We start from the raw sequence: 21,623 nt of genomic DNA on the forward strand, positions 1-21,623 counted from the left end.
TGCGTCGCAATCCTGCGCCTACCGCTCATCGCTCCTCCAGATCATCACCACCGATGCAGTGATCATCTGAAACCGCCCTATAGGCGCATCGGCACACCACGCGCCGGTACCTGACCATCGCCGCGACGCCGTCGCGAACGAGCCGAATGTGACCTGTGCCCGCTCGGTTCGCGCAGGCCTGGGCTGTCGGGTACTCTGATAATCGCTCTTCACGAGCGCTGGAGGATTCGCCTAGCGGCCTATGGCGCACGCCTGGAACGCGTGTTGGGTTAACGCCCTCGGGGGTTCAAATCCCCCATCCTCCGCCGGAGAAAGACCCCTGACCAGCGAGTACGCTCGCCGGGCAGGGGTCTTTCGGCATATGCGGCCGCCGTGGTCGCTCGGCCCGGGCACCGGCGGCCCTGCCCCTTCCCCCGCTCGTGGAACGCTCTCCCCTGGCGACTTGCCCGGATATCCTGCACACCAGCGGCGCGGTGGCAGTGCGGCGGCGGAGGCGAGGGGAACCAGATGTCGAACGCAGGATGGGGCGGCCCGGGAGACGGGGCCGGCCAGCACGGACAGGGGTCGGGCGGTCCCCAGGACGGCTCCGGGCATCCGAGCGGGCCGCAGAACTCCCCCGGTCAGGGCGGCGCCGGTCAGCCGCAGAACACACCACCGTGGGCCCAGCCTCCGCATCAGTCGGCTCCCGGCCCGCAGCAGCCCGCCGCCTCGCCGTCGGGCGGCCCGCCCCAGGGCCCGTGGCAGTCGCCGCAGTGGCAGCAGCCGCCGTCGCAGCCGTCCCAGGGCCCCGGCTACGGGCAGGGCCCCGGCGTGCAGCCTCCCGCCCCGCAGCGGAAGCGGCCGTGGGCGCTTCTCGCCGTCGCGGCCAGCTGCATCCTCGCGATGATCCTGGTGGTCGGCGGAGGGATCACCTTCCTCGCGCTGAACCGCGGGGGCCCGGAGCCCGTCGCCTCCGATCCCACGGCGACGTCGGAGTCGGTCGAGCCCAACGATTCCGAGGCCACCTCCGCCGAGGAGACCCAGACCACCGAGGCATCGGACTACTCGGAGTTCCATGTGCTGGGCCTGGGCGAGTTTCCGGAGGCGACGCCCGAGGAGCTCCTGGGCGTCATGCAGGACAACCCCCTCACCGAGGGCGGCCTGCCGGACGTGGGCGAGTGCGAGCTCCCCGCCACCCCGACCGCCCCCTCGAAGGAGCAGCTCCAGGCCGTGCTCGATGCGGCCTCCGGCTGCCTGAACCAGGTGTGGTCGGTCGCGAGCTCCGACCGCGGGCTGCCCTGGACCGCACCCGACGTGGTGGTCTACACCTGGCCGGACGTCCCCTCGTCCTCCAGCTGCGAGGCGGACACCTTCGACGAGGAGTTCCCGCGGATGTGCAACCTCGACTCCACGATCTACTGGCCCGTGGGCTACGGCACCGCGACGGACTTCGAGGACGAGGCGCACGTCCCCGGCGCCTACCAGTGGGACCTCGCCTACATGTACTCCAACGCCGCCGGCTGGAACAGCACGCTGGTGTTCTACCAGGGCGAGCTGCGCAACCAGTACGAGGACACCGATCAGGAGGCGTTCGACGACGCCTGGCGCCGCAACTCCCTGCAGTGGCTCTGCTGGGCCTCGGCCGCCTCGATGCAGGTCCCCGATGCCGCGCAGCCCACCCAGGAGCTGCGGGACGCGCTCGGCTCGCCCGACGCCTGGGAAGCCGGGGAGCCGCCGAACGACATCACGCCGGAGAACCGGGTGCGCTGGATCTCGGCGGGCTTCGACTCGGGGGGCGACCTCGCGAAGTGCAACACCTGGACGGCGGAGACCGAGACGGTCTCCTGAGCGGACGGCTCGGCCACGGCGCCGGGCGTCCGGCGGAGGAGCCGCCGACCACCGGCCCTGAGGGAAGGAGGACGATGAGCGATCAGCGCGGCGAGGCCGGAACCGGCTCCCCGGCGGACCCCGACCTCGAGGGCACCATCCGAGGCACACCCTCGGAATGGGCCCCGACCGATCACCGCCCGGGCGACGCCGCGCGGGCCGCCCCGGTCGGCTCCGGCGAGGACCTGCCCGAGGACGACACCATGCTGCGCGAGGAACCACCCCGGGAGGCCGACGGAAACGCGCTGGTCCACGAGGTCCCGCTCTCGGACTCCGACGACGACACCGTGGTGCGCCGCCCCGGAGGCGGGTTGTTCGACCCCTCCCCCGGCGGCAGACCCTTCCTGCCCGACACCGGCCCGATCCAGCGCTTCGACCAGCGACCCCGCTTCGAATACCCCGCCGCGTCGACCGCCACGCCGTCGGCCGCGCGATCGACCGGCACGCCGCCGCCCGTCGCGCAGCCGCAGGGGTCGCCCTCGCAGGGAGCGCAGCCGGCCGACGGGAGTCCGTCGGCCTCCTCCCCCACCCCGCCCGGCGCCCCGCCGGGCATCGACGCGACCGGTACGCGCCGGCGCGGACTGCTGGTGCCGGCGATCGCCTTCGGCTGCGCGATGCTCCTGCTGCTGGGAGTGGGCGGTGGCCTGACCGCCGTATGGCTCGGCAACCGCGACAGCGACCCCGACCCCGTCGCGGAGTCCTCGAGCAGCTCCGCCCAGGCTGAGCCCGGCGTCTGGCAGCCGCTCGAGGAGGGAGAGCAGCCCACCGGCACCGCCGACGACCTCGAGCAGGTCCTCGTCGAGAACCCGCTGCAAAAGGCGACGCTGCAGGCCCCCACCGACTGCGAGCTGCCGCCGGCCGACGGCGGCGCACTCGCACCGGAGGAGCTGACCGGCTATCTCGAGATCGGGGCCGCCTGCCTCGAGTCCAGCTGGGGCGAGGCGCTCGGCGCGGTCGGGGTCGAGTTCACCGGTCCCGACGTCGTCGTCTACACCATCGATGCGCTCCCCGAGGACTCGGCCTGTGATCCGGCGCGCTTCTCCGAGGCGACGCCCGTGGTGTGCCAGGCCGACAACACCCTGTACTGGCCCGCGGCGTGGGATCCCGGCTTCTCGAATACCGCCGCGGAGGAGGTGCCGCAGCTGTACATGTGGCACCTCTCCTACTCCTACGCGCTGTTCGCGATGAGCGCCGTCTCGCTGGACGACTACTTCGGGATGCTGCTGATCTCCCTGGCCGAGGAGCCGGAGCGCGCCGAGGAGTCCCAGCGCCGGTACGACCTGCAGGTCTCGTGCCTCGCCTCCGCGGCCGTCTACCGGATGCCCGAGGGGATCCGTCCCGCCGGCAGGGTGGAGGGCTTCGTGACCTCGGTCGATGCACAGGCCGCGCCCGCGACCGCCGGGGAGCCGAGCCCCGAGGCCCGTGCGGTGTGGGTGGGGCAGGGGAAGAACAGCGAGGGCGTGCTGCGCAGCTGCGACACCTGGTCCGCCGCGCCCGACGCCGTCGCCTGAGTCGACCGGCCGGCGCGCCGCCGCTGCGGCGCAGGATCCGTGGCCGTGCACAGTGCGGGCCGGGGCTTCGGGGCCGAGTGCGGAGCGGGGAGAGTTGCCGAGGCGCGCCGAGACGGTCGCCTCCGTCAGAACAGGGCCGGCTGCGGCATCGGGTCGAGGGCGGACGGCGGCGAGGTGGGCCGACGCGCGGACCCCCAGGCGAGGCGACGCTGCTCCGGCTGGTCCTCGTCCTCCCGCGCGTCCAGGCCGTGCCGCCGCAGCAGGGGCCGCATGCGCCGGGCCAGCTGGGCGCGGTAGCTCGCCGGGGCGTAGGAGGAGCTGCCGTAGAAGCGGCGGTACCCGGTGGCCAGGTGCGGGTGCTCGCGCTGGATCCACTCGAGGAACCACTCCTTCGCCCCCGGCCGCAGATGCAGCGCCCCGAACACGACGCGAGAGGCGCCCGCCTCGGCGATCCGGGCGAGCGCGTCGTCGAGCTGCGCGTCCGAGTCGGTCAGCCAGGGCATGATCGGCATCAGGAAGACGGTGACGGCGAAGCCGGCGTCGGCCGCGGCGCGCACGGTCGCGAGCCGGGCCGCGGTGGTGGGGGTGCCGGGCTCGACGGCCTTCTGCAGCGCGTCGTCGAACACGGCGATCGACATCGAGAGGTCCACGGGGACGCGCCGGGCGGCCTGCTCGAGCTGCGGCAGGTCACGGCGCAGCAGGGTGCCCTTGGTGAGGATCGACAGCGGCGTGCGCGACTCGGCGAGCGCGTCGATGATCCCGGGCATGAGCCGGTAGCGGCCCTCGGCGCGCTGGTAGGGGTCGGTGTTGGTGCCGAGCGCGACGAGGTCCCCGTTCCAGGAGCGACGGGCGAGCTCGGCCCGCAGCACCTCGGCGACGTTGACCTTCACGATCACCTGCTGGTCGAAGTCGGCGCCCGCGTCGAGGTCGAGATAGCGGTGGGTGCTGCGCGCGAAGCAGTACACGCAGGCGTGGGAGCAGCCGCGATACGGGTTCACCGTCCACTCGAAGGGCATCGAGCTGGCGGCGGGAACGCGGTTCAGCGCGGACTTCGCGGTGACCTCGTGGAAGGTGACGCCCTGGAACTCGGGCGTGGTCACGCTGCGCACCAGGCCCGACAGGCCCAGCAGCGCGGGCGCACCCGCCTGCCGCTCCGGCCCCGGGCCGATCTCCTGTCCGCTCCACCGCATGCCCGATAGTCGAACATGCGTTCGAACTGCAGTCAAGGCCGACGCGCACCGCGACCACCCGCCGCCCCTCCCCGCGGGACTAGCCTGGGACGATGGCGACCGATCCCACCCCGCAGAACGGAGCGCCCACGGCCGACGGCCCCGCGCCGCACGCCGCGCAGGCACCGCCCGCTCCGCCCGCACCGAGCGCCGCCGAGGAGGCGCTGTACACCGCACACGTGCGCAACCGCGGCGGCACTGCGGGAGAGGTGGTCATCGAGGGCGCCGGAGCCGTCGAGCTCGCCGCGACCGCGGCCGGCCCGGACGGCGCGATCACGCTGCCGACGGGCGGCCCGTCGGCCGAGGCGGCCGGGTTCGACCCCGAGCAGCTGCTGGCGGCCTCCTGGTCCACCTGTCTCGGCGAGACGCTGAAGGTGGTGCTGCGCGAGCACGGGCACCGGGTGGCGAGCCGGGTGAGCGTCGAGGTGGACCTGCTGCGCGATCCCGCCGGCGGCTACCGCTTCGCGCCGCGCGCGGAGATCGGGATCGACGAACTGCCCGCCGAGGAGGCGCAGGCACTGATCGAGGCGGCGCATGCCCGCTGCCCGGTCTCGAAGCTGCTCGCCGGCGGCGGGGACGTCTCGGTGACGAGGGTTCCGTGACGCACCGCATAACGCGCTGACCCGCCGGCTGGATAGGCTTGATTCACCTTTCCCGTCGGGCGCTCTCCATGTCGAGCCCGCTCACGGGCCCCCTCCCCCGAGAGCCGATGATCGAGTTCCGCCAGGTCAGCAAGACCTTCACCCAGGGCCGCACCACCGTGACCGCGCTGTACAGCATCGACCTGACGATCGCGGAGAACGAGATGGTCGGAGTGGTGGGCGAATCCGGCTCCGGCAAGTCCACCCTGCTGCGGCTGATCAACCATCTCGAGGCGCCCACCTCCGGCACCGTCCTGGTCGACGGCGAGGACCAGGGCGCCCTGTCGGCCCGCGCGCAGCGCGAGCGGCGGCGGGACATCGGCATGGTGTTCCAGCAGTTCAACCTGCTCGCGAACTCGACCGTCCTCGGGAACGTCGCCCTCCCGCTGCACATGCAGGGCCGGCGCGGCCGCGAGCGGGCGATGCAGATGCTCGAGTTCGTGCGGATGACCGGCCACCGGGACACGCATCCCGCACGCCTCTCCGGCGGCGAGAAGCAGCGTGTCGCCATCGCGCGGGCCCTCGTGACCCAGCCGCGGATCCTGCTCTGCGACGAGCCGACCTCGGCCCTCGACTCCGGCCACACGGGCGAGGTGATGGACGTGCTGCGCGCGGTGCGCGACGAGCTCTCCACCACGATCGTGCTGGTCAGCCACGAGCTGGAGACCGTGAAGAGCTCCTGCGAGCGGGCCGTCGTGCTCGAGCGGGGCCGGATCGCCGCGCTCACCGACATCACTCCCCCGCCACCGCGCGAGCGCACCGGCAGCTACGCGGAGCGCGCCGCGGAGTTCCTCGCATGAACGACCTGCTCGCGCGCCTCTCCGAGTACCGGGGCGAGATCATCACCTCGATCGTCGAGACCGGGTACATGATCGGCAACTCGCTGCTCGCGGCGGTGCTCGTCGGCCTGCCGCTGGGGACGATGCTGTACCTGGCCCGCCCCGACGGCCCGTACGAGCGGCGCTGGCTGCACACGGCGCTGAACGTCTACGTCAACGTGGTGCGCTCGGTGCCCTTCCTGCTGTTCGTGGTCGCGCTGATCCCCTTCACCCGCTGGCTGGTGGGGACCTCCTTCGGCACCACCGCCGCCTCCGTGCCGCTCGCCTTCGTCGCCGCCGCGCTCTACGCCCGCTTCTCGGAGCAGACCCTGCTGGACGTGCCCGAGCAGACCGTGGAGCTCGCCCGCTCCCTCGGTGCGAGCCCGCTGCAGCTGGTGACCCGCTTCCTGTACTCCGAGGCGCGCTCCGGTCTGGTGCTGAGCCTGACCACGGTGACGATCTCGATGGTCAGCTACTCCACGATCATGGGCGTCGTGGGCGGCGGCGGAGTGGGCGATTTCGCGATCCGCTACGGCTACCAGACCTACGAGTACGACCTCATGTACGCCACGATCGTGCTGATGATCGTGGCGGTGATGATCATCCAGGGCGCAGGGACGCTGCTCTCCCGAGCCCTGGACCAACGGGGGCGCTGACCGCGCCCCTCCGGCCGACGGGTCCGCCCGACGACCGCAGCGCTCGTGCCCGACAGCCGAGCAGCCCGCAGTCCCGCAGGCCCCGGCCTCACCTCCCCCGACCCCCACCTCCAGGAACGAGACATCCCGTGGCTCCCTCCGCTCGCCGCTCCCCCTCCCGCCGTGCCGAGGCGCCCCGGCCCGTCGGCAGCCCCTCCCCCTTCTCTCGCAGCGCCGTCCGCCCGTCCGGCGGCCTGCCGACCCGCCGCGCCGTCGGCCTGTCGGCCCTCGCCGGTGGCGCGGCGCTGGGCCTCGCGGCCTGCGGAGTCGGCGGCGGCTCCGACTCCGGTCAGGGCGGCGCGTCCGACGGCGGCGGCGACACCCTGATCAAGGTCGCCTCGCACCTCCCGCCGATGACCGACGTGGTCACCACCGCCGCGACCGTCGCCACGGAGGAGGGCTACACCGTCGAGCTCGTGCAGGTCAGCGACAACGTGCAGTACAACCGGCTGCTTGCCGACGGAGAGGTCGATGCGAACTTCGCCCAGCACGAGCCGTACATGACCACCTTCAACGAGGAGAACGGCACGGAGCTGGTGAAGCTCGCCGCGATCTACGACGCGAAGGTCGGCTACTACTCCAAGGCGTACACGAGCACCGAGGAGATCCCCGAGGGCGCGAAGGTCGCGATCCCGAACGACGTCTCCAACGAGGGGCGCGCGCTCGCGATCCTGCACGAGCACGGCCTGCTCTCCCTCCCGGAGGACGCCGGCTTCGAGGGGAGGGTCGCCGACATCGTCGACAACCCCCTCGCGCTCGAGTTCGTGCAGGTGGACCTGCTGAACCTCGCCTCCGCCTATGACGAGGACGGGATCGCGCTCGTCTACAACTACCCCACCTACATCTCGAAGGTGGGCCTGACCCCGGCCGACGCCCTGCTGCTCGAGGAGACGGTGGACCAGCGCTTCGCGATCTCGCTCGTCGCCCGCGAGGACAACAGGGACTCCGCGAAGATCCAGGCGCTGCAGCGGGCGATGACCTCCGATGCGGTGCGCACCTTCCTCGAGGACGAGCACAGCGCCACGCTGATCCCCTCGTTCTGACCGGTGCCGGGGATCAGGCTCGTCGTCATCACGCCTCTCAGCCCAGCGTCGCCGGGCGCTCCCAGGCCGTCCCGCGCACGTGCGTATCGAGGAAGCCGAGGAAGGTCTCGTACCAGACCTGCGCGTTGCCGCGCCCCTGGATCCAGTGCCCCTCGTCGGGGAAGTAGAGGTAGCGGTGGAGACTGCGGCCCTGCGCGTCGCGCGGGGTGGCGGAGTACTCGTGCAGGTCGTGCCAGAGGGCGTGACCCTGCGCGATCGGGACGCGGTAGTCCTTGTCGCCGTGGATGACGAGCATCGGCGCCACGATCTCGCCCACGAAGTCGCGCGGGTTGAAGCGCGCGTTCTGGGCGAGCATCGGCCGGTGCCAGGCGGCGTTGTCGGTGGTGCGGCCCATGGACTCGGTGTCCCACAGCGAGGCGTGGGTGACGATGCAGCGGAACCGGTCGCCGGTGTGCCCGGCGACCCAGTTGGCCATGTATCCGCCGTACGAGCCGCCGGCGAAGGCCGTGCGGGCCTCGTCGATGTCCTCGCGCGCGATCGCCCGGTCGGTGAGCGCCATGATGTCGGTGAACGGGGCGCCGCCGAGCTCGTGCTGGCCGCGGTCGATCATGGACTGGCCGTAGCCGGTGGAGATCGCGGGGTCCGGCAGCAGCACCGCGTAGCCGGCATCGACGAAGGGGCCGGGGTTCCAGCGGTAGGTCCAGGCGTTCCAGGAGCCCCAGGGGCCGCCGTGGGCGAAGACGACCAGCGGGTACGGCCCCTTGCCGTCGGGCACGCGCAGCCAGGCGCGCAGCGCCGTGCCGTCCTCGGCCTGCGCGGTGACCTCGGTGAGCGTGCCCGACTGGACGAGGGCGTCGGCCGGGTTCGGCAGCTCCTCGACGGCGCCGCTGCCGCGGTCGATCCGCACCGGGTGCGGGGCGACCCTGATGCCGGAGGCGGACGCGATGATCTCGCCGCCGGCGATGGAGAGACCGGAGAAGGCGAGGTCCTGGCCGGGGCCGCCGGCGAGGCGGCGCGGCGCGGCGTCGCTGACGTCACCGATCCAGACGGAGCCGCGACCGGTGTCGTCGGAGGTGGCGACCAGGGTGTTCTCGTCCAGCCAGACGGGGTCGACCCAGTGGTCCAGCTCGGGCCAGACGGGAGCGGACTCGCCGGTGGCGAGGTCGAGCAGCTCGACACCTGCGTGGAGCGAGGCGGCCTGCGTCCAGTGGCGGTGGCGGCCGATGAGGACCAGGTCGCCGGAGGGGCTGAACTCGCCGGGGCCGTACTCGATCTCGTTCGAGCCCTCCCGCAGCAGTCGCGGTGGCTGGGCACCGACGAGGTCGAGGAGGTAGAGGTCGGTGACGGCGAGGCGGTCGTCGCGGGAGTCGGCCATGGCGACGAGGGCCTGCTCACCGGTGCGGTCCGCGGTCCAGGCCTCGAGGCGTCCGGGCGGCATGGTGACGTGGCGGAAGTGGAGGACCTGGGTGGGGGCGTCCTCGTCCGCGTCGGCCCCGTCGGCCGAGGGCGCGGCGGTGCGTTCGGCGTCGGCGAGGTCCTCGGGCAGGGCGGCGATGGCGAGGACCGGGCGGGTGGGGCCGAGGTCGTGATCCCAGTAGCGGGTCGGGAAGCCGGTGTGGAAGGCGGCGCTGACCTTGGCCTTCTTCCGCGTCGCGGTGAGCTCGGCGTGCTCGGCCTCGTCGGCCGCCTGGGAGTGGATCTCGAGCTCGGTGACCAGGTGGCGTCCGGCGACGACGAGGCCGCCGAATCCGCCAGGACGGTTCGCGAGCTCGCGCGCCTCGCCGCGGGCGGGCAGCGCCCAGAGCTGCGGGTCCTCGGACTCCTCGCCGTCCTCGCCCGCGCGCTTCGCGGTGAAGTAGGTGGTGCCGTCCTCGGCGAGGGCCACGGCGCCGACGGAGGCGCTTCCGCGGGTGAGCGGGAGCAGGCGGTCCCCGTCGATCTCGACCAGGGAGCCGCGATAGGAGGTGCCCTTCTGGTCTAGGCCGGAGACCTTCGCCACGATCCTGCCTCCCTCGGTGGTCTCGAGGGCGGCCAGTCGGGTCGCGTCCAGCAGGGTCTCGATGCTCGTGGAGGTCATGGCTCGCCATCCTCGCACCTGCCCGTCGTCCGGTGGGCACTGACGCGCAGACCGCGGGCTCGCCGGGGTCCACAGGGCCCGCTCCGAGGCGACCGGGATCACCCCGTCCTTGCCAGCTCGTCCGAGATAGTTTAAATTTGCAGCATCTTCTCGGCGGGTCCGGCGGAACCTCGCCACTGCCCTCCCGGATGCCCGCGACGCACCTCAAGGAGCCTGCCATGCAGTTCGGAATCTTCACCATCGCCGACATCACCCCCGATCCCATGACCGGGAAGGTGCCCACCGAGAACGAGCGCCTGAGGAACATGATCGAGATGGGCAGGCTCGCCGAGCAGGTGGGCCTGGACGTCTTCGCGATCGGCGAGCACCACAACCCGCCCTTCGTCACCTCCTCCCCCACCACCACCCTCGCCTACCTCGGCGCGCAGACCGAGAAGATCATCCTCTCCACCGCGACCACACTAATCACCACCAACGACCCGGTGAAGATCGCCGAGGACTACGCGATGCTGCAGCACCTCACCGGCGGCCGCATGGACCTCGTGATGGGCCGCGGCAACACCGGCCCGGTCTACCCCTGGTTCGGGCAGGACATCCGCAAGGGCATCGAGATCGCGATCGAGAACTACGACCTGCTGCGCCGACTGTGGACCGAGGACGTCGTGAACTGGGAGGGCCAGTTCCGCACCCCGCTGCAGCAGTTCACCTCCACCCCGCGCCCGCTGGACGGCGTCGCGCCCTTCGTGTGGCACGGCTCGATCCGCTCCCCGCAGATCGCCGAGCAGGCCGCGTACTACGGCGACGGCTTCCTGCACAACAACATCTTCTGGCCCATGAGCCACACCAAGCAGATGGTGCAGCTGTACCGCGAGCGCTACGAGCACTACGGCCACGGCAAGGCGCACCAGGCCTACGTGGGCCTCGGCGGCCAGGCGTTCATGCGCAAGAACTCCCAGGACGCGTGGAACGAGTTCCGCCCCTACTTCGACAACGCCCCCGTCTACGGCGGCGGCCCCTCGATGGAGGATTTCACCGCGCAGACCCCGCTGACCGTCGGCTCCCCCGAGCAGGTCGTGGAGCGCTACCTGACCATGGCCGACCACGTCGGCGACTACCAGCGCCAGATGTTCCTCCTGGACCACGCGGGCCTGCCGCAGAAGACGGTCCTGGAGCAGATCGAGCTGCTGGGCACCGAGGTCGTCCCCGTGCTGCGCCGCGAGCTCGAGGCCCGCAAGCCCGCCGACGTCCCCGAGGCGCCCACCCACGCCGCCCGGGTCGCCGCCGCCGAGGCCGAGCGAGGCGCCTTCGACGACAGCTACAAGTTCGAGACCGGCGACAACTGGACCGGCCTGCGCGCCGAGGACGCCCGCCGCTGACCGGGCGCGGCCATCCGGGCCCGACGACCCCTGCGGTCGACCCCGGGCCGCCGTCCACGCAGCTTTTGCTGCCCGGAGGACCGATGCTCGGCCCGCCATCGGTCCTCCCGGGCGCAAAAGCTCCCGCCACGCTCCGCCCCATGCCCCCCGCCGCCCGGCGCTCCCCGAGAGGACTCCCCATGACCGACACGTTCCGCCTGCTCGCCCTGTCCGCAGGGCTGTCCACTCCGAGCTCCACGCGCATGCTCGCCGACCAGCTGACCCGTGAGGCGTCGGCCGCGCTCGGGGCCGACGGCTCCGCGGTCGAGGTGACCACCGTCGAGCTGCGGGAGTACGCGCACGACCTCACCGATGCGCTGCTGACCCGCTTCCCCAGCGAGCGCCTCTCGACGGCGAGGGAGAAGGTCCGTGCGGCCGACGCCGTCATCGCGGTCACCCCGATCTTCAACGCGGGACCGGCCGGGCTGTTCAAGACGTTCTTCGACGCGCTGGACATCGAGCTGTGGAAGGACAAGCCGGTGCTGCTCGGCGCGACCGCCGGCACCGCCCGCCACTCCCTCGCGATCGACTACGCGGTCCGCCCGATGTTCGGCTACCTGAAGGCGGATCTCGTGCCGACCTCCGTGTTCGCGGCCTCGGCGGACTTCGGCGCGGACACCGAGGGCCAGGCCGACGAGCAGCCCCTCGCGGCGCGGGTGCGTCGCGCGGCGGACGAGCTCGCGACGATGCTGCGGACCAGTGGCGGGACGGCGCTCCCGGCCGCCAGGTTCGTGGCCGACGGCGCTGCGGCCGACGGCTCCGCCGAGACGCAGGCCGTCGAGGACGCGTCGGCCGACGCCGCTCCCGCACGCCCCGCCCTGGACCCCGAGTTCGCCGACTTCGTGCCGATGGGCGACCTGCTGCCCCGCCGCTGATCCGGCACGGCACCTCGACCGGCCCGGGACCGTCACGGCCCCGGGCCGGTCTGCGTCTCGCCGGCGGTGAGGCGACGGGCTTCGGCTGACCTGATCCGCCCGTTCGCCGCGTGCCCAGATCGAGGCGGCCCTACGCTGAGCGCAGACGGCCCGCGGATCGCCGCGAACCCCACCGGGAGGAGCCCCGATGAAGTACATGCTGATCATGCGCGCGACCGATGCCGCCCTCGCCGCGAGCGCCGAGGTGGACTTCGAGGAGGTCGTCAACCAGATGGGCACCTACAACGAGGCGATGCACGATGCGGGAGTGCTCGCAGGCGGCGAGGGACTCACCGACGCGGGCGCGGAGGAGAACTTCGTGCTCGACTTCTCCTCCACCCCGCCCACCCTCTCCGAGGAGCCCTACGGGCCGACGGAGTCCCTGTTCAACGGGTTCTGGATCCTCCAGGTCGCCTCGCGCGATGAGGCCCGGCAGTGGGCGGAGCGCTGCCCGCTCGGCCCCGGCATGAAGCTCGAGGTGCGCCGGATCCACGGCGACGAGGAGATCGCGGAGCTCGTCTCGGAGGACAACGAGTACCTCGCCAAGGAGAAGGTCTGGCGGCAGGACGAGGCCGAGCGGGCGCAGCGCGAGGGCTGATCCGGGCGGCCGGCCCCTCGGTTCCGACCCGTCGGGCGCCTGCCTTCCGGCCGCGTCGGACCGGACCCCACAGGTGACCCGTCGGGCACTTCGCGGAACTGCGATAGCCTGATAGCAACCGCTTTCCCGTCTCGTCGAGATCGGAGGGATCGCCATGATCCGCCCGGGCCTGTGCTCCGTCACCTTCCGCTCCCTGCCGGTCGAGGAGGTGGTGCGCCACGCCGCCTCCGCCGGACTCGAGGGCATCGAGTGGGCCGGGGACGCGCACGTCCCGCCCGGCGACCTCGACGCGGCCACCCACGCCCGCACCGTCACCGAGGAGGCGGGCCTCGCGGTCACCTCCTACGGCTCCTATCTCACGTTCGTCGGCTCCGACGAGGAGGTGCACGCCGCGGGCGGGGCGGTGATCGCCGCGGCCCGCGCGCTCGGCGCCCCGCGGATCCGGGTGTGGGCGACCCGCACCGGCTCGGCGGAGACCTCCGCCGAGGACCGCGCCGTCACCGTCGGCCGGATCCGGGAGCTCGCCGACCGCGTCGCCGCCCACGGCCTGGAGCTCGGGCTCGAGTTCCACGGCGGCACCCTCACTGACGAGATCGGCTCGACCCTGCGCCTGCTGGACGAGGTGGGACGGGCGAACGTGCTCACCTACTGGCAGCCCCATCAGGACATGCCCGTCGAGCCGGCGCTGGACACGCTGCGCCGAGCGCTGCCCCGCACCTCCACGATCCACGTCTTCTCCTGGTGGCCGGGCCACGAGCGCCTGCCGCTCGCCGAGCGCTCGGACCTGTGGGAGCCGGCCTTCGCGGTCCTCGCCGCGAACGGTGCGGACCGCGATGCGATGCTGGAGTTCGTGCCGGGCGACGACCCCGCGCTGCTGCCCCGCGAGGCGGACACCCTGCGCACCCTGATCACCGCCGGAGAGGAGCTCGCGCGATGAGGACCCGGCTGGCGATGCCCGAGGGTCTGCAGGACAGGATGTTCTCCCCCGCTCAGCGGGAGCGTCTCGCGGAGATCACCGGCATCGACGTCTCCCGCACCGTCCCCGACCTCGCCGCCGCGCCGGGCGAGGAGCTCGCCGAGGTGGAGGTGCTGGTCACCGGTTGGGGCTCTCCCGCCGTCGACGCCGCGGCGCTCGCGCGGATGCCGCGCCTGCGCGCCATCGTGCACACGGCCGGCACCGTGCGCTCCGTCGTCACCGACGCCGTGTGGGACAGGGGCGACATCGTGGTGACCTCCGCGACCGAGGCGAACGCCGTCCCGGTCGCCGAGTACGCGCTCGCCCAGATCCTGCTCGCCGGGAAGCGGACCCTCGCCCAGCAGGCCCGCTACCGGCGCGAGCGCACCGTCGGCACGGCCACGGCGGCCGATCCCGGGATCGGTAACCACGGCGGGGTGGTCGGCCTGATCGGCGCCTCCCGGATCGGAACGCTGGTGGCCGAGCACCTGCGCCGCTTCGACCTCGAGGTGCTGATCACCGACCCCTTCGCGAGCGCCGAGCGGATCGCGGAGCTCGGCGCGAGGAAGGCCGAGCCGGAGGAGCTCTACGCCCGCAGCGACGTGGTGAGCCTGCACGCCCCGGGCGTGCCCTCGACGCAGGGCATGGTCACCCGCGAGCTGCTCGGCCTGATGCGCGAGGGCACCACCTTCCTCAACACCGCCCGGCCCGCGCTGGTGGACATCGACGCGCTGCGGGACGAGGTGCTCTCGGGACGGCTCAGCGCGGTCCTGGACGTGCACGACGACCTCGCCGACGACGACCCGCTGTGGGAGGCGGAGCTCGCGCAGCTCACCCCGCACATCGCGGGCTCCCAGGGCAACGAGCTGCACCGCATGGGCGAGGCCGCGCTCGAGGAGCTGCGACGCCTCTCCGCCGGGGAGCCGCCGCGCTATCCCGTGGACGGGAGCCGCCGGGACTCCATGGCCTGACCCGCATCCCGACCGGGATCACGTTCCCCGACCTGCCGTGCCGGCCTCGCGGCCGTGATCGCCTCGTTATGCTGGCCCTCCCGGGACAGCGTTTCCCACCCCACTCGTCGACCCTCCCTGGCAGCCCTGCCGGACCCACCCGTCGGACCCGTCGGACCGCTCCGGTGCGCACCGCCCGGACGATCGCCGACGGGAGGACCGCCTCACCACGAAGGAGCCCCCGATGCCCGCCGTGCGCCTCAGCGACGTCGCCCAGGATGCGGGCGTCTCGCTCGCCACCGCCTCCCGCGTCCTCAACGGCTCGACCCGCGTGCCCGGCAAGGAGGTCGCCGAACGGGTGCGCGCCTCCGCGGACCGCCTCGGCTACGTCCCCAACGCCCAGGCCCAGGCCCTGGCCCGCTCCCGCTCGGGGCTGATCGGCCTGGTCGTGCACGACCTCGCCGATCCGTACTTCGCGACCATCGCGGGCGAGATCCAGCAGCAGCTGTTCGCCTCGCAGTCCCAGGTGCTGCTCACGCAGACCGATCGCCGGATCGACACCGAGGTGCGGGCGCTGCGCTCCCTGATAGCCCAGCAGGTCGACGCGCTCGTGCTGGTCGGCACGCACCGCTACGGCACCGAGGACGACACCGCGATCAGCACGCTGCTGCAGGGCTTCGAGCGCAACGGCGGGAAGGTCGTGGGCCTGGGCCAGTCCCTCGGCGTGGGCCGCACGATCATCTCCGACGACGCCGCGGACTCCCACGAGCTCGCCACCGCCCTGGTCGTCGAGGGTCATCGGCGCTTCGCCGTGGTCGAGGGCATCGCCGGGATCCCCTCGGCCGGCTCCCGCACCAGCGGCTTCATCGCCGCGCTGACGGAGGCGGGGATCGAGCCCGAGCTGAGCATCGCCGCGGACCTCACCCGCGACGGCGGGCTCGAGCTCGCCGCCCGCGTCCAGGAGCATCTCGAGGGAGCCGTCGGCACCGGCCAGGGCCCGCTGTGCCTGTTCGCGCCGGCCGACGTGATGGCCCTCGGCGCGCTCGGCGAGCTGCGCCGTCGCGGCCTGGACGTGCCCGGCCAGGTCGCGGTCGCCGGCTTCGGCGGGGTCACCGCCGCGGCGGACGCGAATCCCTCGCTGACCACGATCGCGCTGCCGCTGTCGGAGATGGCCGCACAGGCGACGGCGTGGGCGCTCGAGGGCGTCGCCCCCGCGCACCGGTCGGGGGACGGGGCGGAGGCCGCGAGCGGCTCCGACGAGGAGCCATCGGCCGAGGGCGCGGCCGACCCGGTGCGCGAGGTGCGGGTGCGCGGGGATGTGGCGCTGCGCGAATCGACGAAGATCGCACCCCGCTGACCGCGAGACACGAGACCGCCTCCGGGCACCGCCCCCGGTCCTCGGCCCCGAAGTTCGCTCCCGCCCGCCCGGCACACGCCACGAATAAGCCGACGGGAAGCACCGCCGACGTCAGGCAGTCGAGGCGTGGCCCTCGGCCTCGGGGACGCGACGGCGCAGCGTCAGCAGCGCGGCCGCCGCGGCGAGCACCGCGGCGCCGGTGGTGATCACGCCCAGCGGCAGGATGCTCTGCGAGCCCGCGATCCCGACGAACGGGGCCGCGAGGCTCCCGAAGCCGTAGCGGGCGGTGCCCAGGATCGAGCTGGCGGTCCCGGCCATCTGTGGGTACTCCTCCAGTGCGAGTGTGGTCCCCGCCGGGGAGGCGAACTGGGCTCCGGAGGCGAGCAGGAACAGCGAGGCGATCACCACGGCGAGCGGCATCGGCACCACCCCGGCCAGGAGCAGGCCCATGCATCCGGCGCCCGTCAGTCCGATCCCGAGGAACAGCGCGCCGTGCACGTTCCACCGCCCGGCGGTGCGGCCGCCGAGCCAGCCGAAGAGCACCCCGCCCGCGGAGTTCAGCGCGAACGCCGCCGCGTACCACTGCGGGGACAAGCCGTAGATCTCCTGGAGCACGAAGGTGGAGCCCGCGAGATACGAGAAAATCGCCGCGAAGACGAAGCCCTGCGTGAGCACGGCGCCGACGAACACCCGGTCCGCGACGAGGATCCGCGGCGCGGAGCCGGTGCGGCGCAGCCCGCCCGCGGTGCGCCGCTCGGGCGGGAGCGTCTCGGTGAACAGCGTCGCGGACATCAGCAGCAGGACGAGGCCGACGAGGGCGAGGAACCCGAACAGGCCGCGCCAGTCCATGAACGTGTTCAGCAGCCCGCCGACCATCGGGCCGACGATCGCGGCGGTGGGACCGGCGACCGCGAGGCGGCCGTAGAACCGGATCAGCTCGCGACCGTCGAAGATGTCGCGCCCTGCGGCCTGGGCGATGACGATGCCGACGCCGCCGGCGAGGCCCTGTACGAAGCGGGCCGCGACCAGCACCTCGATGCTGGGGCTCAGCGCGCACAGGGTCGAGGTGAGCACATAGGCGGCGACTCCGATCAGCAGAATGCGGCGACGTCCGTGCTGATCGGAGACGGGACCGGCGAGCAGCTGCCCGGCGGCGAGGCCCAGCAGGCAGGCGGTCACGGTGAGCTGGGCGATCGAGGTGGTGGCCTCGAGCCCCCGGGTCAGCGCGGGCAGCGCCGGCAGGTAGAGATCCATCGAGATGGGCCCGAAGACCGTCAGCAGCAGCAGGATCCAGGGCAGGGCCTGGGACACAGCAGGCACCGACGGGGCGGGACGGGTGGCGGTCACGGCAGGCGGGGACCTTTCCTCGCGCAGGCGATGGGGACGGATCGAGTCCACCACCCCCTGGTCCCGCGAGCCAGGCCCTGGCAGGGCACCCCGGCGGCGACAAGGGCCCGCGCACCTGGTCGTGCACCTGCCCGCTCCTGCCAGCCCCTCCCCCCGCCGTCGGCGCGCCGACGCTGCGCTCCGGAGTCATCCGGTCCTGCACGGGCGCATAGCCGCACGACGTGGCAATATCGCCAGATCGTGCTGCCCAGCGCCCGTCCAGGACACGGCCCGGCCACCCCGGTTCCCGGTGGCCCGGTTCCAGGCGCCCCGGACAAGCACTGCCTCACGCGTACGGCAGCACGAGCTCCTGGTACCGCTCGGCGATGATCCGTGCGGACTCCTCGGCGGGGGTCGCCCAGACGTCCTCGTTGAAGATCTCCACCTCAATGTCGCCGGTGTAGCCGGCCGCGGCGATCATGCGGGTGATCGCCGGGAAGTCGATGAAGCCGTCGCCCATGTAGCCGCGGGAGTGCAGCGGCTCGGCGGCGAGCGGCAGGTTCCAGTCGCACACCTGGTAGGCGAGCAGACGGTCCGACGCCGCGGCGCGCTGGATGGCGCGCTCGAGGTACGGGTCCCACCACACGTGGTAGGTGTCCACGACGACGCCGACGGCGGAGCTGCCGGAGGCCTCGGCGATGTCGAGGGCCTGATCGATGGTGGAGAGCACCGCCCGGTCGGCGGCGAACATCGGGTGCATCGGCTCGAGAGAGAGGCTCACGCCGCGCTGCTGGGCGTAGGGGGCCAGCTCGGCGATCGCCTCCGTGACCCGGGACCGGGCGCCGACGATGTCCTTGTCGGCACGGTCCACGCCGCCGACGACCATGACCAGGGTGGGGGCGCCGAGCGCGGCCGTCTCGTCGATGGCCCGTCGGTTGTCGGCGAGCGCCGCGGCACGGTCCGCCTCGGCGGAGGCGGTGAGGAACCCGCCGCGGCACAGGGAGCTGACACGCAGCCCGGCATCGTCCACGCGGCGGCGCAGCGCGTCCAACCCCACCTCCTCGACGTCCTGACGCCAAAGGCCGACGGCTTCGATGCCGCGGGAGGTCGTCGCCTCGAGGAACTCCTGCACCGGCGTGGTGCGGAAGGTCCAGCGGTTCAGGGACAGCCGTGGCACCGTGGCGGCAGCCTCGGCGTCGATGGCGGTCGAGCTGGCCTGTGTGGTCATGCGGCGTCTCCCGTCCGTGCGGTCCGCGATGCGGCGGCGTCCTCGCTCGCGGCGGTCGCCCCGCCCGAGTCCGCCGCGCTGTCGGTGGCGGAGTCGATCTCGTAGCCGGCCAGTCGCAGCATCCCGTGCCAGCGCTCGGCGGCGAGCGCCGGGTCCTCGAGGTTGCCGGTGGTGGCGGCGAGCTCGACGGTGCGCGAGAGGTGCGGGAGGCTGCGGGCGGAGTGCATGCCGCCCACCATGGTGAACGCCTGCTGGTGGCCGTTCAGCCAGGCCAGGAACGCGACTCCGGTCTTGTAGTGGTAGGTCGGGGCGGAGAAGACGTGCCGCCCCAGCTGCTCGGCGGCGTCCAGGATGCGCCGCGCCTCGTCCACGTCGCCGCGATCCAGCGCCTGCACGGCGGCGGAGGCGGCGGGAGCGGTCGCGGCGAAGGCGCCGAGCAGCGCGTCGGAGTACTCCCCGCGCACCTGCTGCTCGTCGGCCGCGGTCGTCACGGTGCCGTCGCCGACGATGAGGTGGGAGAAGTGGAAGTCGTCGCCGGTGAGCATGCGCACGCCCTCGGGGAGACGCTCGCGCACGGCGATCTCGGCGGCGTCGTCCAGCAGGCTCATCTTCACGCCGCGGATGCGGGAGGGATCGGCCTCGATGATGCGCAGGAGCGTGTCGGCGCCGGCAGCGGGGTCGTCGCTGCCGAAGTAGCCGGCGAGCTGCGGGTCGAAGACGGTGCCGAGCCAGTGCAGGACCACCGGGGCGGTCGCCTCGGCGAGGACGCGGCGGTAGACGTCCTCGTAGTCCGCGGCGGAGCGCGCGGTGCGGGCGAGGTGGCGGGAGGCCATGAGCACGGCGCCGGCGCCGGCCTGCTCGGTGGCGCGGAGCTGCTCGACGTAGGCCTCGACGATCTCGTCGAGGCTGAGGTCCTGCTCGGCGCGCTGATCGGTGCTGACCCCGGCGACGACGAGGTCGCTCACCGTCGCGCCCGCGGGGAACACGGCGGCGATCTCGGGGTCCTCGAGCGCGGCACGGGCGGCGTCGGCGGTGCGGGCGATGAGCTCGCGGGTCGCGGCGGGGTCCAGGCCCATGCCGCGCTGGGCGGTGTCCATCGCGTCGGCCACGCCGAGCCCGCGCGACCACATGGTGCGGCGGAAGGCGAGGGTCGCGTCCCAGTCGATCTGCGCCGGGGCGCCGGGGGTGTTGTCGCCGTGGACCAGCGGGACCACGTGCACCGCCGCGTACACGACGCGGGAGCGCAGCGGCGCGGTGGGGCGAGCGAAGGCGGGGGTCTCGGCGAGCGGGATGCGGCGCAGGGCGCCGTCCTCGTCGAGGAGGGCCAGCTGCAGGTCGTTCATGGCGCTCACACCTCCGTCAGCGGGTCGAGGGAGATGCGGCGGCCCTCGGCGGAGCTGGCGAGACCAGTCTCGGCCAGGCGCACGCCGCGGGCGCCGGAGAGGAAGTCGTAGGGGTACGCGCGGCCCTCGGCGTAGCTGGCGAGGAAGTCCTCCCACTGCACCTTGAAGCCGTTGTCGAAGCCGTCGGGCCCGGCGTTGTCGGGGACCTCGATCCAGTCGTCGTAGTAGTTGTGGGGATCCTTGACGTCGGGGTTCCACACGGGCTTCGGGGTCGCCTCGCGCGGCTGGATGTGCGCGCCGTGGAGCCCGACGACGGCGGAGCCCTTGGTGCCGTCGACCTGGAACTCGACGAGCTCGTCGCGGTGGACGCGCACGTCCCAGCTGGAGTTCATCTGCACGACGGTGCCGCCTTCGAGGCGGAAGACGCCGTAGGCGGCGTCGTCGGCGGTGGCGGTGTACTCCTGGCCCTTCTCGTCCCAGCGCGTGCCGATGTGGGTGGCGGTCTGGGCGTAGACATCCTCGATGCGGCCGAAGAGCTCCTCGATGACGTAGTTCCAGTGCGGGAACATGTCCGCGACGATGCCGCCGCCGTCCTCGGAGCGGTAGTTCCAGGAGGGGCGCTGGGCGGTCTGCCAGTCACCTTCGTAGACCCAGTAGCCGAACTCGCCGCGCACGGAGAGGATCTCGCCGAAGAAGCCGGAGTCGATCAGGCGGCGCAGCTTGAGCAGGCCGGGGAGATAGAGCTTGTCGTGGACGACGCCGTTGACGACGCCGGCCGCCTTGGCCAGGCGGGCGAGCTCGAGGGCGTCCTCGAAGGATTCGGCGGTGGGCTTCTCGGTGTAGATCGCCTTGCCGGCGGAGATCGCCTTCTTGAGGTTCGCCACGCGCAGGTTCGTCACCAGCGCATCGAAGTAGACCTCGTAGTCCGGGTTCGCGAGCGCCTCGTCGACGTCGGTGGTCCAGTTCTTCAGGCCGTGGCGCTCGGCGATCGTGCGCAGCTTCTCCTCGTTGCGGCCGACGAGCAGCAGGTCCGGCATGAGCCGGTCGCCGCCCTCGAGCTCGACGCCGCCCTGGTCGCGGATCGCGAGGAGGGAGCGGACCAGGTGCTGGCGGTAGCCCATGCGCCCGGTCGCGCCGTTGACGATGATGCCGATCCTGCGTTCTGCCATGTGGCTGCTCTCCTTCGAGGTCACAGGGCCGCAGTCGCGGCCCGCCGCGGTGGTAACCGCTTTCCGTTCTCATCGATTAGACCACGGAGGCGTGCGGCCAGGCAAGCGCACACCTGCGTCCACCCCGCCGCCCGCCGCCTCCTCGCCGGGAGCGACAGGACGAGGCGGCCGTTGCATGTCACGGAACGCCAGCGGCGGAGGTCCGCACGAACCATCGGTGACATTCCCGGAGTCTCGACCTGCAACGATGCAACCTTGCTGGCCCGACGCACGTGAACCCCTCAGCGCAGGCAACTGGCGGCAACTCGTGTCCGTTCTTTGCAGGGGCGAATAGGAAAGCACTTACCCGACGATTTCGGGACGGCGCCGGCCGGGCCGCCCCCCACACAGGGAACGAGACCCACCGCGACGGAGCAGTGCTCGGCCCGAGCCTGCCGGCTTCGCACGACGACGTGGGGCCGCAGGATCGATCTGCTCCCGCCGCCTCC

The 21,623-nt window shown here is 72.8% G+C and carries 18 protein-coding genes and 1 tRNA gene; 13 read left to right on the plus strand and 6 right to left on the minus strand.

All coding sequences use genetic code 11. The features are described from left to right. The first annotated feature begins 220 nt into the window (after positions 1-220). From L3K22_RS10710 to L3K22_RS10720, 3 genes are all read left to right on the plus strand, one after another. A tRNA-Ser gene (locus L3K22_RS10710) sits at positions 221-305 on the plus strand. Between the two features lie 505 nt (positions 306-810). Beyond that, a complete protein-coding gene (locus tag L3K22_RS10715; protein WP_263311379.1) occupies positions 811-1,827 on the plus strand; it encodes a neutral zinc metallopeptidase in 1,017 nt (338 codons plus the stop codon). A 74-nt stretch (positions 1,828-1,901) separates the two neighbouring features. Further along, positions 1,902-3,377 carry a hypothetical protein gene (locus L3K22_RS10720; protein ID WP_263311380.1) on the plus strand — a complete coding sequence of 492 codons (1,476 nt, stop codon included), beginning with the start codon at positions 1,902-1,904 and terminating at the stop codon, positions 3,375-3,377. A 125-nt stretch (positions 3,378-3,502) separates the two neighbouring features. Here the strand turns inward: L3K22_RS10720 and L3K22_RS10725 are convergent, their stop codons facing one another. Then, entirely contained in the window at positions 3,503-4,567 is a 1,065-nt protein-coding gene (locus L3K22_RS10725; RefSeq protein ID WP_263311381.1) for an Rv2578c family radical SAM protein, read from the minus strand. Positions 4,568-4,659: 92 nt separating this feature from the next. Here L3K22_RS10725 and L3K22_RS10730 point away from each other — a divergent pair, with 92 nt between their 5' ends. From L3K22_RS10730 to L3K22_RS10745, 4 genes are all read left to right on the plus strand, one after another. Further along, positions 4,660-5,208 (plus strand): OsmC family protein, encoded by a 549-nt coding sequence (locus L3K22_RS10730; protein WP_263311382.1) that lies wholly within the window; start codon positions 4,660-4,662, stop codon positions 5,206-5,208. Between the two features lie 107 nt (positions 5,209-5,315). Further along, complete coding sequence (locus tag L3K22_RS10735) at positions 5,316-6,047, plus strand: methionine ABC transporter ATP-binding protein (protein WP_263311383.1); 732 nt, start codon at positions 5,316-5,318, stop codon at positions 6,045-6,047. Beyond that, positions 6,044-6,721 carry a methionine ABC transporter permease gene (locus tag L3K22_RS10740; RefSeq protein ID WP_263311384.1) on the plus strand — a complete coding sequence of 226 codons (678 nt, stop codon included), beginning with the start codon at positions 6,044-6,046 and terminating at the stop codon, positions 6,719-6,721. The genes L3K22_RS10735 and L3K22_RS10740 overlap by 4 nt, the downstream gene beginning before the upstream one ends. Before the next feature lie 128 nt (positions 6,722-6,849). Then, positions 6,850-7,803 carry a MetQ/NlpA family ABC transporter substrate-binding protein gene (locus L3K22_RS10745; protein ID WP_263311385.1) on the plus strand — a complete coding sequence of 318 codons (954 nt, stop codon included), beginning with the start codon at positions 6,850-6,852 and terminating at the stop codon, positions 7,801-7,803. Positions 7,804-7,840: 37 nt separating this feature from the next. Here L3K22_RS10745 and L3K22_RS10750 read toward each other — a convergent pair whose 3' ends face one another. Beyond that, on the minus strand, positions 7,841-9,880 hold the full coding sequence (locus L3K22_RS10750) for a S9 family peptidase (RefSeq protein ID WP_263311386.1): 2,040 nt from the start codon (positions 9,878-9,880) through the stop codon (positions 7,841-7,843). A 218-nt stretch (positions 9,881-10,098) separates the two neighbouring features. Here L3K22_RS10750 and L3K22_RS10755 point away from each other — a divergent pair, with 218 nt between their 5' ends. The 6 genes from L3K22_RS10755 to L3K22_RS10780 all read left to right on the plus strand — a co-directional run bounded on the left by L3K22_RS10755 (position 10,099) and on the right by L3K22_RS10780 (position 16,069). Continuing rightward, on the plus strand, positions 10,099-11,256 hold the full coding sequence (locus L3K22_RS10755; RefSeq protein ID WP_263311387.1) for an LLM class flavin-dependent oxidoreductase: 1,158 nt from the start codon (positions 10,099-10,101) through the stop codon (positions 11,254-11,256). Positions 11,257-11,435: 179 nt separating this feature from the next. Continuing rightward, on the plus strand, positions 11,436-12,170 hold the full coding sequence (locus L3K22_RS10760; RefSeq protein WP_263311388.1) for a CE1759 family FMN reductase: 735 nt from the start codon (positions 11,436-11,438) through the stop codon (positions 12,168-12,170). Between the two features lie 187 nt (positions 12,171-12,357). After that, positions 12,358-12,807: a YciI family protein gene (locus tag L3K22_RS10765; RefSeq protein WP_263311389.1), complete on the plus strand. Its 450-nt coding sequence runs from the start codon at positions 12,358-12,360 to the stop codon at positions 12,805-12,807. A gap of 154 nt (positions 12,808-12,961) precedes the next feature. Next, positions 12,962-13,744 (plus strand): sugar phosphate isomerase/epimerase family protein, encoded by a 783-nt coding sequence (locus tag L3K22_RS10770; protein ID WP_263311390.1) that lies wholly within the window; start codon positions 12,962-12,964, stop codon positions 13,742-13,744. Next, a complete protein-coding gene (locus tag L3K22_RS10775; RefSeq protein WP_263311391.1) occupies positions 13,741-14,733 on the plus strand; it encodes a hydroxyacid dehydrogenase in 993 nt (330 codons plus the stop codon). The genes L3K22_RS10770 and L3K22_RS10775 overlap by 4 nt, the downstream gene beginning before the upstream one ends. A 223-nt stretch (positions 14,734-14,956) precedes the next feature. Next, a complete protein-coding gene (locus L3K22_RS10780) occupies positions 14,957-16,069 on the plus strand; it encodes a LacI family DNA-binding transcriptional regulator (protein WP_263311392.1) in 1,113 nt (370 codons plus the stop codon). A 111-nt stretch (positions 16,070-16,180) separates the two neighbouring features. On the opposite strand, the gene L3K22_RS10785 is transcribed toward L3K22_RS10780, so the two are convergent. The 4 genes from L3K22_RS10785 to L3K22_RS10800 all read right to left on the minus strand — a co-directional run bounded on the left by L3K22_RS10785 (position 16,181) and on the right by L3K22_RS10800 (position 21,135). Then, positions 16,181-17,416, minus strand: coding sequence for a multidrug effflux MFS transporter (locus tag L3K22_RS10785; protein WP_263311393.1), 1,236 nt, complete (start codon positions 17,414-17,416; stop codon positions 16,181-16,183). Positions 17,417-17,741: 325 nt separating this feature from the next. Beyond that, positions 17,742-18,623, minus strand: a complete 882-nt coding sequence (locus L3K22_RS10790; RefSeq protein WP_263311394.1) for a sugar phosphate isomerase/epimerase family protein — start codon at positions 18,621-18,623, stop codon at positions 17,742-17,744. Continuing rightward, positions 18,620-19,966, minus strand: coding sequence for a DUF993 family protein (locus tag L3K22_RS10795; RefSeq protein WP_263311395.1), 1,347 nt, complete (start codon positions 19,964-19,966; stop codon positions 18,620-18,622). Before L3K22_RS10795 ends, L3K22_RS10790 begins: the two co-directional genes overlap by 4 nt. Positions 19,967-19,971: 5 nt before the next feature. Further along, a complete protein-coding gene (locus L3K22_RS10800) occupies positions 19,972-21,135 on the minus strand; it encodes a Gfo/Idh/MocA family protein (RefSeq protein ID WP_263311396.1) in 1,164 nt (387 codons plus the stop codon). Positions 21,136-21,623: the final 488 nt, after the last annotated feature.

The organism is Brachybacterium atlanticum, assembly GCF_025669985.1.
GTDB classification, from domain to species: Bacteria; Actinomycetota; Actinomycetes; order Actinomycetales; family Dermabacteraceae; genus Brachybacterium; species Brachybacterium conglomeratum.